15 protein-coding genes are annotated in these 13,457 nt (G+C 66.5%); 2 read left to right on the forward strand and 13 right to left on the reverse strand.

All coding sequences use genetic code 11. The features are described 5' to 3' along the window. Positions 1-12: 12 nt before the first annotated feature. Positions 13-1,314 (forward strand): ABC transporter permease, encoded by a 1,302-nt coding sequence (locus tag GB880_RS06700; RefSeq protein WP_154492431.1) that lies wholly within the window; start codon positions 13-15, stop codon positions 1,312-1,314. 5 nt (positions 1,315-1,319) lie between these two features. After that, on the forward strand, positions 1,320-2,273 hold the full coding sequence (locus GB880_RS06705; protein WP_154492433.1) for an ABC transporter permease: 954 nt from the start codon (positions 1,320-1,322) through the stop codon (positions 2,271-2,273). A 2-nt stretch (positions 2,274-2,275) separates the two neighbouring features. On the opposite strand, the gene GB880_RS06710 is transcribed toward GB880_RS06705, so the two are convergent. From GB880_RS06710 to GB880_RS06770, 13 genes are all read right to left on the reverse strand, one after another. Next, positions 2,276-3,220: an AEC family transporter gene (locus GB880_RS06710; RefSeq protein ID WP_154492435.1), complete on the reverse strand. Its 945-nt coding sequence runs from the start codon at positions 3,218-3,220 to the stop codon at positions 2,276-2,278. Beyond that, entirely contained in the window at positions 3,217-4,017 is an 801-nt protein-coding gene (locus tag GB880_RS06715) for an MBL fold metallo-hydrolase (RefSeq protein WP_154492437.1), read from the reverse strand. Before GB880_RS06715 ends, GB880_RS06710 begins: the two co-directional genes overlap by 4 nt. Next, the gene (locus tag GB880_RS06720) at positions 4,014-4,811 is read right to left on the reverse strand and encodes a TatD family hydrolase (protein ID WP_154492439.1); all 798 of its coding nucleotides are present in this window, start codon (positions 4,809-4,811) and stop codon (positions 4,014-4,016) included. Before GB880_RS06720 ends, GB880_RS06715 begins: the two co-directional genes overlap by 4 nt. 12 nt (positions 4,812-4,823) lie before the next feature. Then, positions 4,824-5,906 (reverse strand): DNA polymerase III subunit delta', encoded by a 1,083-nt coding sequence (locus tag GB880_RS06725; protein ID WP_154492441.1) that lies wholly within the window; start codon positions 5,904-5,906, stop codon positions 4,824-4,826. Further along, the gene (gene tmk / locus GB880_RS06730) at positions 5,903-6,502 is read right to left on the reverse strand and encodes a dTMP kinase (protein ID WP_154492443.1); all 600 of its coding nucleotides are present in this window, start codon (positions 6,500-6,502) and stop codon (positions 5,903-5,905) included. Before tmk ends, GB880_RS06725 begins: the two co-directional genes overlap by 4 nt. A 14-nt stretch (positions 6,503-6,516) precedes the next feature. Further along, on the reverse strand, positions 6,517-7,665 hold the full coding sequence (locus tag GB880_RS06735) for a D-alanyl-D-alanine carboxypeptidase family protein (protein ID WP_154492445.1): 1,149 nt from the start codon (positions 7,663-7,665) through the stop codon (positions 6,517-6,519). A gap of 112 nt (positions 7,666-7,777) precedes the next feature. Beyond that, on the reverse strand, positions 7,778-8,476 hold the full coding sequence (lexA, locus tag GB880_RS06740) for a transcriptional repressor LexA (RefSeq protein ID WP_154492447.1): 699 nt from the start codon (positions 8,474-8,476) through the stop codon (positions 7,778-7,780). A gap of 106 nt (positions 8,477-8,582) precedes the next feature. Next, positions 8,583-9,755: a molybdopterin molybdotransferase MoeA gene (locus GB880_RS06745; protein WP_154492449.1), complete on the reverse strand. Its 1,173-nt coding sequence runs from the start codon at positions 9,753-9,755 to the stop codon at positions 8,583-8,585. A gap of 38 nt (positions 9,756-9,793) precedes the next feature. Continuing rightward, the gene (moaC, locus tag GB880_RS06750; RefSeq protein ID WP_154492451.1) at positions 9,794-10,264 is read right to left on the reverse strand and encodes a cyclic pyranopterin monophosphate synthase MoaC; all 471 of its coding nucleotides are present in this window, start codon (positions 10,262-10,264) and stop codon (positions 9,794-9,796) included. Next, a complete protein-coding gene (trpC, locus tag GB880_RS06755; RefSeq protein ID WP_263466983.1) occupies positions 10,261-11,052 on the reverse strand; it encodes an indole-3-glycerol phosphate synthase TrpC in 792 nt (263 codons plus the stop codon). Before trpC ends, moaC begins: the two co-directional genes overlap by 4 nt. 9 nt (positions 11,053-11,061) lie before the next feature. Continuing rightward, entirely contained in the window at positions 11,062-11,715 is a 654-nt protein-coding gene (locus GB880_RS06760) for a uracil-DNA glycosylase (protein ID WP_154492453.1), read from the reverse strand. Then, on the reverse strand, positions 11,715-12,752 hold the full coding sequence (gene trpD, locus GB880_RS06765; RefSeq protein WP_154492455.1) for an anthranilate phosphoribosyltransferase: 1,038 nt from the start codon (positions 12,750-12,752) through the stop codon (positions 11,715-11,717). Before trpD ends, GB880_RS06760 begins: the two co-directional genes overlap by 1 nt. After that, positions 12,749-13,339: an anthranilate synthase component II gene (locus tag GB880_RS06770; protein ID WP_154492457.1), complete on the reverse strand. Its 591-nt coding sequence runs from the start codon at positions 13,337-13,339 to the stop codon at positions 12,749-12,751. Before GB880_RS06770 ends, trpD begins: the two co-directional genes overlap by 4 nt. Between the last annotated feature and the right edge of the window lie 118 nt (positions 13,340-13,457).

The following is a 13,457-nucleotide window of genomic DNA, read 5'->3' on the forward strand; positions in this document are numbered from 1 at the left end:
GAAGGGATCGGAATGGCCAATGCGCTGGACCCCCATGCTGCCATCGCCACCCAGGCGGGCGGCGTCGATACCGACGGAGGCTTGAGGACAGCCGACGGCCAGCCTTTGGCACGGGCGCTGGCGCGCAGTTCGCGCCGGGCGCGTCGCCGTGCCTTTCTGCTGGTGCTGCCCTTGCTGCTGTTCGTGTTGATCACCTTCGTGCTGCCGATCGGGCAGATGTTGCAACGATCGGTCAAGAACGATGGCTTTTCGGCCAACATGCCGCAGCTCAGCGCCTGGTTCGCCGAAAACCCCCGCGGCACGGAACCGGATGAGGCTGCCTGGGCCGCATTGGCCGCGGACCTGACTGCGGCCGCGCAGAATCGCACCATTGGTGTTGTCGGCACCCGGATCAATTACGACATGCCGGGCACGCGATCGCTGTTCACCTCGGCCGGGCGCAAGCTGCGCGACGGGCTGGAGCCGCCTTATCGCGACGCCGTGCTGGCGCTGGATCGCAAATGGGGGGATGCACGGCTTTGGTCGGTGATGCGCGAGGCCGCCTCGCCCTATACCGGCAACTTCTATCTTGCCGCCATGGATCGCACCCGTGACGAGCAGGGCCAGATCGTGCAGGCGCCCGAACAGCAACGCATCTATCTGAAGCTGTTCCTGCGCACCTTCTGGCTGTCGCTGGTCATCACCGGAACAACCTTCCTTCTGGGCTTTCCGATCGCGCATCTTCTGGCGACCTTGCCCATGCGACAATCGAACCTGCTGATGATCCTGGTCCTGCTGCCGTTCTGGACCTCGCTTCTGGTGCGGACGACAGCCTGGATGGTGCTGTTGCAGCAGCAGGGCGTGGTCAACGACATCCTGGTCTGGCTGGGCATCATCGGGGACGGGTCGCGTCTGCAGATGATCTTCAACCAGACCGGCACCATTATCGCCATGACGCATATCCTGCTGCCGTTCATGATCCTGCCGCTGTATTCGGTGATGCGCACCATCAACCCGTCCTATGTCCGTGCGGCACGGTCGCTGGGCGCGACCAGCTGGACCGCGTTCCGGCGCATCTATTTCCCGCAGACCCTGCCTGGCTTGGGGGCCGGGGCATTGCTGGTGTTCATTCTGGCGGTCGGCTACTACATCACGCCGGCGCTGGTCGGCGGTTCGACCGGGCAGCTGATCTCCAACATGATCGCGATGCACATGACCCAGACGCTGAACTGGTCCATGGCGGCGGCCCTGGCGGCATTGCTGCTGGCCGGGGTGCTGATCCTTTACTGGCTCTATGACCGCCTTGTCGGCATCGACAACCTGAAGCTGGGGTAAACACGATGGCGCTTCCGACCTATGCCACGCCGCTGGAAAAAGCCTGGCACTATGCCTATCTGGCGATCTGCGCCGCGATCTTCTTCTTTCTGATCGCGCCGATTGTCGTGGTGATCCCGCTCAGCTTCAATGCCGAGCCCTACTTCACCTTCACCGACAAGATGCTGTCACTGGATCCTGATGGCTATTCGCTGCGATGGTATGATAGCCTGCTGACCTTTGGCATGGTGCGGGCAGATGCGCCGCGCGATGCTGCCTGGTGGTGGGACGTGTGGCAGAACGCCAAATGGGTGCAGGCGGCAAAGAGTTCGCTGATCATCGGCTTCTTCTCGACCATCCTGGCGACGGTTCTGGGCACGCTGGCGGCGCTGGGTCTGTCGCGGCCGGAAATGCCCTATCGCCGCATCATCATGGCGGTGCTGATTTCACCTATGATCGTGCCGATCATCATTACCGCCACCGGCATGTTCTTTTTCTATTCCAACCCCTGCGAGCCGCTGACATGGATCGGGCTGAACCCCAGCTGTGGGCGGCTGGCCGGCACCTATCTGGGGGTGATCCTGGCGCATGCGACGCTGGGCATTCCCTTTGTCATCATCACCGTGACCGCCACGCTGATCGGGTTCGACCAGTCGCTGGCGCGGGCGGCGGCCAGCCTGGGGGCCAACCCGCGCACCACCTTCTTTCGGGTGACGATGCCGCTGATCCTGCCAGGGGTGATCTCGGGGGCGCTGTTTGCCTTTGTCACCTCGTTCGACGAGGTGGTGGCGGTTCTGTTCATCGCCGGTCCCGATCAGCAGACCATCCCGCGCCAGATGTGGAACGGCATCCGCGAACAGATCTCGCCGGCGATCCTGGCGGTGGCGACGCTTCTGGTGATCTTTTCCATCGCGCTGCTGACCACGGTCGAGCTGCTGCGCCGCCGTTCCGAACGGCTGCGCGGGCTGAGCCCGCAATAGCCTTACGGCAGGACCGAGATCCAGAACCAGATGGTGACGATCGACAGCGCCGTCGACACCAGCACCGCCGAGGCCGAGACCCGCTTGGCCGCGTCATAGATCGAGGCGAATAGATAGGCGTTGACCCCCGGTGCCATGCTGGCGGTGATGACCGCCGAGCGCAGCGGCGCCGGGGGCAGCTGGAACAGATGCCCGAGCGCAAAGGTGACGGTGGGGTGGATGATCAGAGAACACAGGCAGCACAGCGCAATCGCCATGCCGTCTCCCTCGGGGCGATAGCGACACAGCACCCCACCTAATCCGAACAGCGCCGCCGGCAGCGCCGCCCGCGCCATCATGTCGGCGGCTGCCCAGAAGCCCTGCGGCATTACCAGCCCCGCGCGCATCAGCACGTTCATCAACAGCCCGCCCAGAATGCCGATGATCAGCGGGGTGTGCAGCACCCCCGACAGCGCCCGCATGGCGATGCGGCCGGCCGACAGGCTTTGGCCGCGTGCGCGCGTCACCTCCATCATGGTGATGCCAAAGGTGTAAAGCAGCGGCGAGTGAATCGCGATGATGGCGATGTTACCGGCCAGGGCCTGGCTGCCATAGGCGCGCTCCATGATCGGCACGCCCAGCAGCAGCGAATTTGAAAACAGGCAGCAGAAGCCGATCGCCACCGCGTCGGTCGGGCTGCGCCCCAGTCCGCGCAGCGCCACCCCCCAGCCGATGAAATAGGACAGGAAGGCGCCGGTATAGAAGGCCACCCACATGCCGACATTCACATCAGCCGCCAGATCCAGCCGTGCGACATTGACAAACAGCAGCACCGGCACCGCGAAATTCTGGGCAAAGCGCATCAGCCCATCGACCGCGACCTCGGAAAACAGCTTGCGCCAGGCGACCAGATAGCCAAATCCGATGACGATGAAGACCGGCAGGATGACATCGAAAAGGACTGTCATATCAGTTCGATCTGCAACCCGTCATGCGCTGGAATGACGTTGTCGGGGGTTTCGCGCATCACCGCGTCGTAATCCAGATCGATATGCATGTTGGTGATGATGCCTTGCCTGCAGCCAGAGCGCGCGATCCATTCGACTGCCAGCGCCAGGTGGGCGTGGCTGGGATGCGGGGTGCGACGCAGCGCATCGCAGATGAAAACATCGCAGCCCATGATCGTCGGCCAGGCCTCTTCGGGGATCGACAGCACGTCGGGCAGGTAGACCAGGCTTTCCTCCAACCCGCCGATGCGAAAACCCAGCGCATCGATGTCGCCATGATCGACCTCGAAGGGCGCCAGTTCGATGGTCCCGCCAGGTCCATCTATGCCGAACGGCCCGCAGATCGGCTGCAATCGGCAGACCGGGGGATAGGACGATCCGGGAGGGGTCTGGAAGATATAGCCGAAGCGGGTCTGTAATGCCTCGGCGGTCGCGGCATCGGCCCAGACTGGCATCATCCGGTGCATGTTGAAGGCGATCTGGCGCAGGTCGTCGATGCCGTGGATGTGGTCTGCATGCGCGTGGGTATAGACCACGGCGTCCAGTTCGCCGACCCCGGCATCCAGAAGCTGCGGCACCAGGTCGGGGCCGGTATCGATCAGCAACCGGGTCACGCCGTCATGGCCATGGCGCTCGACCAGCAGCGCACAGCGGCGGCGGCGGTTGCGCGGATTGTCCGGGTTGCATTCGCCCCAGCGGTTGCCCAGCCGCGGCACACCGCCAGACGAGCCGCAGCCCAGGATCGTCGCCCGGATCATGCCGCAGCCCGCGTGAACAGGCGGTCGAAATTGGCGGTGGTCAGCCGGGCGAATTCGGCCAGGCTCATGCCCATGATCTCGGCCCCGACGCGGGCGGTATGGACGACATGGGCCGGTTCGTTGCGCTTGCCGCGAAAGGGCGGGGGGGCCAGATAGGGCGCATCGGTTTCGACCAGGATGCGGTCGGCGGGTGCTGCGGCAAAGATCTGGCGGATCTCGGTCGAGCGCGGAAAGGCGGCGATTCCGGACATTGACAGGTAAAAGCCCAAGTCCAGCGCGGTCTGTGCCAGCTCCGGGCCGCTGGTGTAGCAATGCATCACGGCGGTGAACGGCCCGACGCGATATTCCTGTTCCAGCAGCCGGGCCATGTCGCGGTCGGCGTCGCGCGAATGCACGATCAGCGGCAGGCCGCTGCGGCGCGCGGCCTCGATATGCACGCGCAGGCTTTCGGCCTGCACCGCGGCGCTGTCGGCGGTATAGTGATAATCCAGCCCGGTTTCGCCGATGCCGACAAAGCGGGGATGTGCCGTCAGCGCCAGCAGTTGATCGACCGTCGCCATCGGTTCTTCGGCGGCATACATCGGGTGGGTGCCGGCAGCGTAGAACACCCCCTCATGCGCATTGGCCAAGGCGCGAATTGCGGGTTCGTTGCGCAGCCGGGTGCAGATCGTGACCATGCGCTCGACACCGGCGGCGCGGGCGCGGGCGACCAGATCGGCGGTCTCGCCGTCGAAATCGGGGAAATCTAGGTGGCAATGGCTGTCCACCAGGCAGATGGGGGCAGTATCGGACATGGGCGGGTTCCGTCAGGCGCCGGTCTGCTTTGCCAGCCCGATCAGCATATCCAACACCAGCGCAGAAGGGTCAAGGTTGACTGCCCTGCCCGCCCGTGCCCGCGCCGTCAGTTCGGCCTGGGCGACTGCCCAGCGGCGTGCCGCGCGTTCGTCGGGCGCCATGCGGGTCAGAACGGCAGGCTCTGCTGCTGCTGCGACCGGGTCCGGCGGCCTATGCAAACCGGTTCGTGCCGCGCGGCTGAGCAGCCGGTCCAGCAGCGTCAGCATCAGGTCGAAGGGATCGCCGTCCGCCCCCGGGCTGGCCCCGGCAGCTTCGGCCAACGCCAGCGCCGCGCTTCGGTCCAGCCGGGGAAAATCGGCCATCAGCGCCAGCAGTCGATCGTAAAGCTCCAGCCCGCCCTGTCGCGCCAGGCGCATTGCCTCACCTGCCGAACCACCAGACAGCGCCGATAACCGCATCGCGTCCTCGCTGACGCCCAGATCCGTCAGGATGCGGGCCATTGCATCAGGGTGCAGGGCCTGCAGACGCAGTTCCCGGCATCGCGAACGTATCGTGGGCAGCAGGCGCCCGGGCTGATGTGTCACCATCAGGATCAGCGCCTGGCGCGGGGGCTCTTCCAGCAGCTTCAGAAGCGCGTTGGCCGCGGCGATATTCATGTCCTCGGCCGCATCGATGATCGCGATGCGTCGGCCGCCTTCCGCCGCGCTCAGGTGAAAGAAGCCATGCAGCTGTCGCACGTCGTCGACCGTAATTTCTTGTCGCACGCGGCCGGAACGCTCGTCGACCGAGCGGCGCAGCAGATGCAGGCGCGGCTCGCTCAGCGCCATGACCCGGTGCAAGATGGGCAGGTCGCTTGGGATCGTCAGGTCATCGGATTCCGCGCCCGACAGCAGCCATTTCGCCATCGCCCAGGCCAGCGTGGCCTTGCCGATGCCGCGCGGGCCGGAAATCAGCCAGCCATGATGCAAGCGTGATGCGCGGTTCGCCGCGACGATCTCGGCCACCGCCGCGTCATGGCCGATCACCCGACCAGCCATGCGCGGATGCGGGCAGCCCGGGGCGCGGTCGGTTTCGATCAGGGCATCGTCGCTCATGGCAGGGCAGCCAGAACCCGCGCTGCGACCTCATCGGCGCTGCCGGTGCCGTCGATCAGCCTCATCCGTTCGGGATGCGACCGGACAAGGCGGTGGAATCCTGCGCGCAGCTTTTCCTGAAACTCCAGGCCAAGCGCCTCGAAGCGATCCTCTTGCCCGCCGCGCGCCATGCCACGGGCAAAAGCCACGCCCGGGTCGATGTCGATGACCAGCGTCAGATCGGGCTCGATCCCTATGGTCAGACGATGCAGCTCCTCGACCAGGCTGGCCAGATCGGCGCGGACCTGACCTTGGTAGACCCGGGTCGAATCGGCAAACCGGTCCGAGATCACCCATGAGCCTCGGGCCAGCGCAGGCTGGATCAGCCGCTCGACATGATCGCGCCGGGCGGCGGTGAAGAGCAGCAATTCCGTTTCCGGCGACCATCTCTCGCCCCCGCCTTCGACCAGAAGGCGACGGATTTCTTCGGCGCCGGGGCTGCCACCGGGTTCACGCGTCAGGACCACGTCCTGACCGCGGCGTGCCAGTTCCTGGGCCAAACGGCGGGCCTGAGTCGACTTGCCCGACCCATCGATGCCCTCGAAACTGATGAACATGGGCGCGGCCAGGATCAATTGCGCACGGAATGCAACGCCTTGTCACCCAGTCGCAGGGCTGCGCCTTGTATCCGGCCCAGCACCCCGCTGCGCGCCACATCGCTGGCGGCGAAAAGCGGCATCCTTGACTGGCCGGCGCCGGGGATGGTGATCACAAGTTCGCCCAGTCGGTCCCCCTTGCTGATCGGAGCCTCGATCGGGCCGTTGAACACGGCTTCGGCCGTGACATCGCCTTGGCTGCCCGCTGGCAACAGCACCTTCACCCCATCGGCCGTGGTCAGTCCGACCTTGCCGCGCTTGCCAAGCCAGACTGGCGCTTCGGCCACGATGTCACCCTTGGGCACGATCGTGCGCAGGGTGAATTGCCGGAAGGCCCAGTTCACGATACGCTCGGATTCCTCGGCCCTTGCCTTGTCGCTGGGCAGCCCCGAGATGACGAAGATGATGCGGCGATCACCCTGCACTGCGGATCCGACAAGGCCATAACCGGCCTCGGTGGTGTGCCCGGTCTTGAGTCCATCGGCACCGATACCCAGCCGCAGCAGCGGATTGCGGTTGTAGCGGTTGGCGGGCGCGCGATTGTCATAGCGGAATTCCTCAAGCGCGAAATTCCTGTAAAGATCGGGAAAATCCTCGATCAGGCGCTGCGCCAGAACGCCCAGATCGCGCGACGACATCCGGTGACGCGGGTCAGGCCAGCCCGAAGCATTGGCAAAGGTGGAATGGGTGAGACCCAGCGCCTTGCCGCGTTCCGTCATCTGGCGGGCAAAGGCCTCTTCCGTGCCGGAAAGGCCTTCGGCGACGACCACGCAGGCATCATTGCCCGACAGCACGATGATACCCTTGATCAGTTCCTCGACCGTGGGGCGGTCCTGTTCGTTGAGGAACATGGTCGAACCCTGCATCTGCCGTGCCTTGGTCGATACCGGGAACCGCGTCTCAAGCGTGACCCGACCCTCCTTGAGCGCCTCGAAAAGCATGTAGATGGTCATCAGCTTCGACATCGAGGCCGGCGGCAGCGGCTCGTTGGCGTTCTTTTCCATCAGCACCGTGCCGGTCGCCACGTCATAAACCCAGGCCGTGCCCGCGTTGGTATCGAAGGCCCGCGCCGGCAGTGCCAGCATCATCAGCATGACAAAGAAGCGGAACAGCAGAGCGCGCATGGATTTTCCTTGACCGATCGCGTTTCCTGCTTGGTTAGCGCAGCATGCCCGCGGCCGCAACGCTGCGGGGATGATCTGCCGCGCAAGTGAACGGCCCCAGGTTGCACGCAACTCAATAGCTGCGGATCAGACCGACCAGTCGTCCCTGGATGCGCACCTTTTCCTCGGGCAGCATGCGGGTTTCATAGGCGGGGTTTGCCGCCTCGAGCGCGATCATTCCGCCCTTGCGGCGATAGCGCTTCAGCGTCGCCTCGGTCCCCTCGACCAGGGCCACCACGATATCGCCATTGTCCGCCGTCGATTGCTCGCGGATCACCACCACATCGCCGTCGTTGATCCCCGCCTCGATCATCGAATCGCCGCGCACTTCCAGCGCATAATGGCGTTCCTGGCCCGAAAGCATCGAGCCGGGCACCGCAATATGGTGCGACACCTCCGAAATCGCCTCGATCGGAACGCCGGCAGCGATGCGGCCCATCACCGGCAGGTCCACGGCCGAAACCGACACTTCGAGCGCGCCGCGGGGCAGGCGGGCGGCTCGGTCGGCCGCGCTGCCTTCGATGACACGCGGCTGAAAGCCGCTGCCCTTGCTGAGACTGTCGGGCAGACGAACGATTTCAAGCGCCCTGGCGCGATGCGGCAGACGGCGGATGAAGCCGCGTTCCTCAAGTGCGGTCACCAGCCGATGGATTCCCGATTTCGAGCGCAGGTCCAGCGCCAGTTTCATTTCGTCGAAAGAGGGTGGCACCCCGTCACGGGCCATGCGTGCCTGAATGAACTCAAGCAACTGGATCTGCTTTCTGGTCAGCATTGTCTGTCCCTGCCGTGCTGCGGGTTCCATCGTGTTCCTTGAATGTTCTAGCGACTCCAATCTCTTGCGTCAATCTTTAAGCCGATTCGCGTAAATGACTGGTTAATTACAGCGCGATATAGCTGACCACCTCGCCCCGGCGACGGGCGGGATCGTGGGCGGGACGCAGCAGCAGCGCGTCGGCCCGCGCCAGAAGCCACAGCCGGGCCGAATCCTGATCGGAAAAGGCGGCTATTTCCGGCCTTTCATCGCCGGCGATCAGCTCGGCGCGCAGATAATGCTGGCGGTCGCCTTCCGGCGGCAGATCATGGGCCAGAGCCGCCTGTTGCAGCTGCGGACCCGGTGGCAGGCCCTGCATGGCCCGGATCAGCGGTTGCATGAACAGCACGGCGCAAACCATGGCCGAAACCGGGTTCCCGGGCAGGCCCAGCATGGCTGTATCGCCGATCCGGCCCGCCATCAGCGGTTTGCCCGGCCGCATCGCCAGCTTGTAGAAGGATCGCTGCATCCCCAGTTCGGCCGCCACCCGGCCGATCAGGTCGTGATCGCCAACCGAGGCGCCGCCGATGGTGACGATCAGATCGTGATCGCGCGCCTGGGCAAACCGGGCATGCAGGCTTTCCAGCGTGTCGCGGGCAAGCGGCAAGACCTGCACCTCGGCCCCGGCCTCGCGTGCCAGGGCGGCCACGGCGATGTCGTTCGAGCTGACGATCTGTCCGGGGCCGGGCATGGCGCCGGGGGGCACCAGTTCGTCGCCACCGGCCAGGATCGCGACCCGCGGCCTGCGCGCCACTGTGAGCTCGGCCACGTTCATCGCCGCGATCAGCCCAAGGTCGCGGGGGCGCAGCGGGCGGGCGGGGTCAAAGCCGGTTCCTTCGGCAAAATCATTGCCCTTTGGGCGGATATTCTTGCCGCCGCTGCTGTCGGTGACGGTGATCCGGTCGCCCTCGCGCTGGACATGTTCCTGCATCACCACGCGGTCATAGCCGGCCGGAACCGGGGCGCCGGTAAAGATGCGCACCGCGCTGCCGACCGGCGTCGGTCCGTCATAGGGGGCGCCGGCCGCCGCGGTGCCGATGACCTGCAGCGGTCCGGGCAGATCGGCGTCGCGCAGCGCATAGCCATCCATCGCCGAGGCATCGAAGGGCGGCTGCGTCAGCCGTGCCACCGCCGGCGCCAGCAAGGCCCGGCCAAGGGCCATTTCCACGGCGATGTTCTCGGGTTGCGGGTCGCGGGCAAGGGCCAGCACCAGATCACGGGCTTCGTCGACGCTGATCATCGGATTGCCTTTCACGGGATCGCCTTTCGTCGGGCGCGTCACGGGGCGCGATAGTCGCCGGATTTGCCGCCGGTCTTGGAAAGCAGGCGGATGCCTTCGATGCGCATGTCCTTTTGCGCGGCCTTGAGCATGTCATAGATGGTCAGGCAGGCGGTGCTGACCGCTGTCAGCGCCTCCATCTCGACGCCGGTCTTGCCGGTGGTGCGCACGGTCGCGGTGACGCGGACACCAGGCAGGGCGGAATCCGGTGTCAGATCCAGCGTGACCTTGGCGATAGGCAGCGGATGACACAGCGGGATCAGGTCCGACGTGCGCTTGGCCCCCATGATCCCGGCCAGTCGGGCCACGCCCAGCACATCGCCCTTGGCCGCGCCGCCCTGGGCCAGTGCCAGGGTCTGGGGCGACATCAGCACCAGGCCTTCGGCGACCGCCTCGCGCGCGGTGTCGGCCTTGGCCGAGACATCGACCATATGCGCCTGGCCCTGGGCGTCGAAATGCGTCAGGCTCATGCCGCCAGCCCCAGGATATGCCGCGTGGCGGCGGTGACGTCGTGCTGGCGCATCAGGCTTTCTCCGATCAGGAAGCGGCGGACGCCGGCCCCGGCCATGCGGTCAAGGTCGGCCGGGGTGAACAGCCCGCTTTCGCAGACCAGGTCACGGTCGGCGGGGACCATCGGCGCCAGCCGCAGCGTGGTGTCCAGGCTGACCTCGAAGGTCTTGAGATTGCGGTTGTTCACGCCGATCAGCGGCGATTTCAGCCGCAGGGCACGCTCCATCTCGGCCTCGTCATGAACCTCGATCAGCGCATCCATGCCCCAGTGCCGGGCGGCGTCCTCAAGCTCGGCGGCCAGCGCGTCGTCGACCGAGGCCATGATGATCAGGATGCAATCGGCGCCCCAGGCCCGCGCTTCGGCCACCTGATAGGGGTCATAGAGAAAATCCTTGCGCAGCGCCGGCAGATCGCAGGCGGCACGGGCAGCGGTCAGAAAGCCGGGCGCGCCCTGAAAGCTGGGGCCGTCGGTCAGCACCGACAGGCAGGCGGCGCCGCCCGCCTGATAGGCGCGCGCCAGCGCCGGCGGGTCGAAATCGGCGCGGATCAGCCCTTTCGAGGGGCTGGCCTTCTTGATTTCGGCGATCAGCGCGTGGCCGGTCGCGGCCTTCTGGGCCAGGGCGCGGGCAAAGCCGCGCGGCGGCGTGGCGACGCGGGCCTCGGCCTCGATCTCGGCCAGGGGCCGGGCGGCGCGGGCCGCGGCGATTTCCTCAAGCTTGTAGGCTTTGATGCGATCCAGAATGTCCATGATGCTGTCTTACTGTGCGGGGGCGGCTTCGGAAAGGGTCCAGTCGATCGGCGATTCGCCCTGCTCGCGCAGCCAGGCGTTCACCCGGCTGAACGGACGCGAGCCGAAAAAGCCGCGTCGCGCCGACAGCGGCGAGGGGTGGGCGCTGGCGATCAGCAGGTCTTGCGGCCGGATCAGGTCCGCCAGCGCCTTTTGCGCATGGGCGCCCCACAAGACAAAGGCCAAGGGTCGCACGCTCTGCGCCCGGGCCACCGCCTGACGTGCCAGCCGGTCCCAGCCCAGCCCCGCGTGGGCGCCGGCCTGACCAGGCAGAACCGACAGCGAGGTATTCAGCAGCAATACCCCCTGCCGCGCCCATTGGCTCAGGTCGCCATTCGCAGGGGCCGCGCCCAGATCCTCGCGCAATTCGGCATAGATGTTGCGCAGCGAGCGCGGCAGCGCGGTTCCGGGCGTAACCGAAAATGCCAGCCCGTTGGCATGGCCGGGGGTAGGGTAGGGGTCTTGGCCCAGCATCACCACCCGCACGTGCTGCGGTGCGGTCAGATGCAGTGCCGCGAACACGCGCTGCGGCCCCGGCAGCCAGTCCTGGTCGCGCAACCGCGCCGCGATCGCGGGCCAATCCTCGGTAAAGAACGGCAGGTCCGCCCAGGCCGGGGGGATCATCAGGGATGCGGCTCGGGGGCGCCGACCAGCGCCGTCAGCGCTGCCAGCTTGGCTCGAGCCTTGCCGCTATCGATCGATTCGCGGGCAATTTCCACGCCCTGGCGCAGGTCGGTCGCGGTGCCTGCGATCAGCAGCGCGGCGGCCGCGTTCAGCAGCACCGCGTCACGATAGGGGCCGCTGGCGCCGTCCAGCAGCGCGCGCAATGCCGCCGCATTCCGGGCCGGGTTTCCACCCAGGATCGTCTCGAACGGGTGGCGGGGCAGGCCGGCATCCTCGGGGGCGATCTCGAATTCCCGGATCTGGCCGTCCTTCAGTTCGGCCACCCAGCTGGGCGCGGCGATCGAAAGTTCGTCGGTGCCGTCGCCGCCATGGATCAGCCAGGCCGCCTCGGAGCCCAGTTCGCGCAGGGTTTCGGCCATGGGGCGGTTCCACGCGCGATCGAAAGTGCCGGTCAGCTGCCGGCGCACTCCGCCCGGGTTGGTCATCGGCCCCAGCAGGTTGAAGATGGTGCGGGTGCCCAGTTCCGCCCGCGCCGGCCCGACATGGCGCATTGCCGGGTGATGCACCGGCGCCATCATGAAGCAGATGCCGGTCTGGGCCAGGGCGCGTTCGGCCAGGTCGGGCGTGCCCATCACGTTGAGGCCCAGATGAGTCAGCGCATCGGCCGAACCCGATTTCGACGACAGGTTGCGGTTGCCGTGCTTGGCCACCGGCACGCCGGCGCCGGCGACCACGAAGGCCGTCGCGGTGGAAATGTTCAGCGTGCCCTTGCCGTCGCCGCCGGTGCCGACGATGTCGATGGCGCCCGCGGGTGCGCTGATGCGATGCATGCGCGCGCGCATGGCCCGGGTGGCGGCGGCCATCTCCTCGACCGTTTCGCCGCGCACCCGCAGCGTCATCAGAAGCCCGCCGATCTGGGCGGGGGTTGCCGCGCCCTCGAACAGGGCGCCAAAGGCGGCCTCGGCCTCGTCGCCGGTCAGCGGGCGCGTCGCGGCAAGGCCGATCAGCGGGCGGATGTCGGTGGCGCCGGTGGTCATGCGGCGCGGTCCAGGTTGGTGCAGCGGCGCAGGAAGTTGCGGATCATGTCGTGGCCGTATTCCGAGGCGATGGATTCGGGATGGAATTGCACGCCCTCGATCGGCAGGCTGCGGTGCATCAGCCCCATGATGGTGCCGTCGGCGGTGGTCGCCGTCACCCGCAGGCTTTCGGGCAGGGTCTCGGGTTCGACCGTCAGCGAATGATAGCGCGTCGCCGTCAGCGGCGAGGGCAGGCCGGCGAACACGCCGGTGCCGTCATGGCTGACCTGATCGGTCTTGCCATGCACGATGCGATTGGCGCGCACGACCTTGCCGCCAAAAGCCTCGCCGATCGCCTGATGGCCCAGGCATACGCCAAGAAGCGGCAGTCCGGTTTCGGCCACCGCGCGGATCAGCGGCACGATGATGCCGGCCTGGGCCGGGCTGCACGGCCCGGGCGAGACCACGATGCCCTGCGCGCCCATGGCCAGGGCTTCGTCCACGTCGAGCGCGTCGTTGCGGCGCACCACGACCTCGGCCCCGGCCTCGCCCAGGTAATGGACCAGATTCCAGGTAAAGCTGTCATAGTTGTCGATGAGCAGGATCATGGTCCGAGCCTTGGCGCCGGGGCGGCTTGCATTGGGGGGTGAACCCGGGAAAATCTGCGGCTATAGATGGGCCAAAGCCCCGCGCAGGGTCAAGCCCGCGGGGCAAGAAAAACCGGCC

The sequence above is a fragment of the Paracoccus sp. SMMA_5_TC genome (assembly GCF_009696685.2).
Classification (GTDB): domain Bacteria; phylum Pseudomonadota; class Alphaproteobacteria; order Rhodobacterales; family Rhodobacteraceae; genus Paracoccus.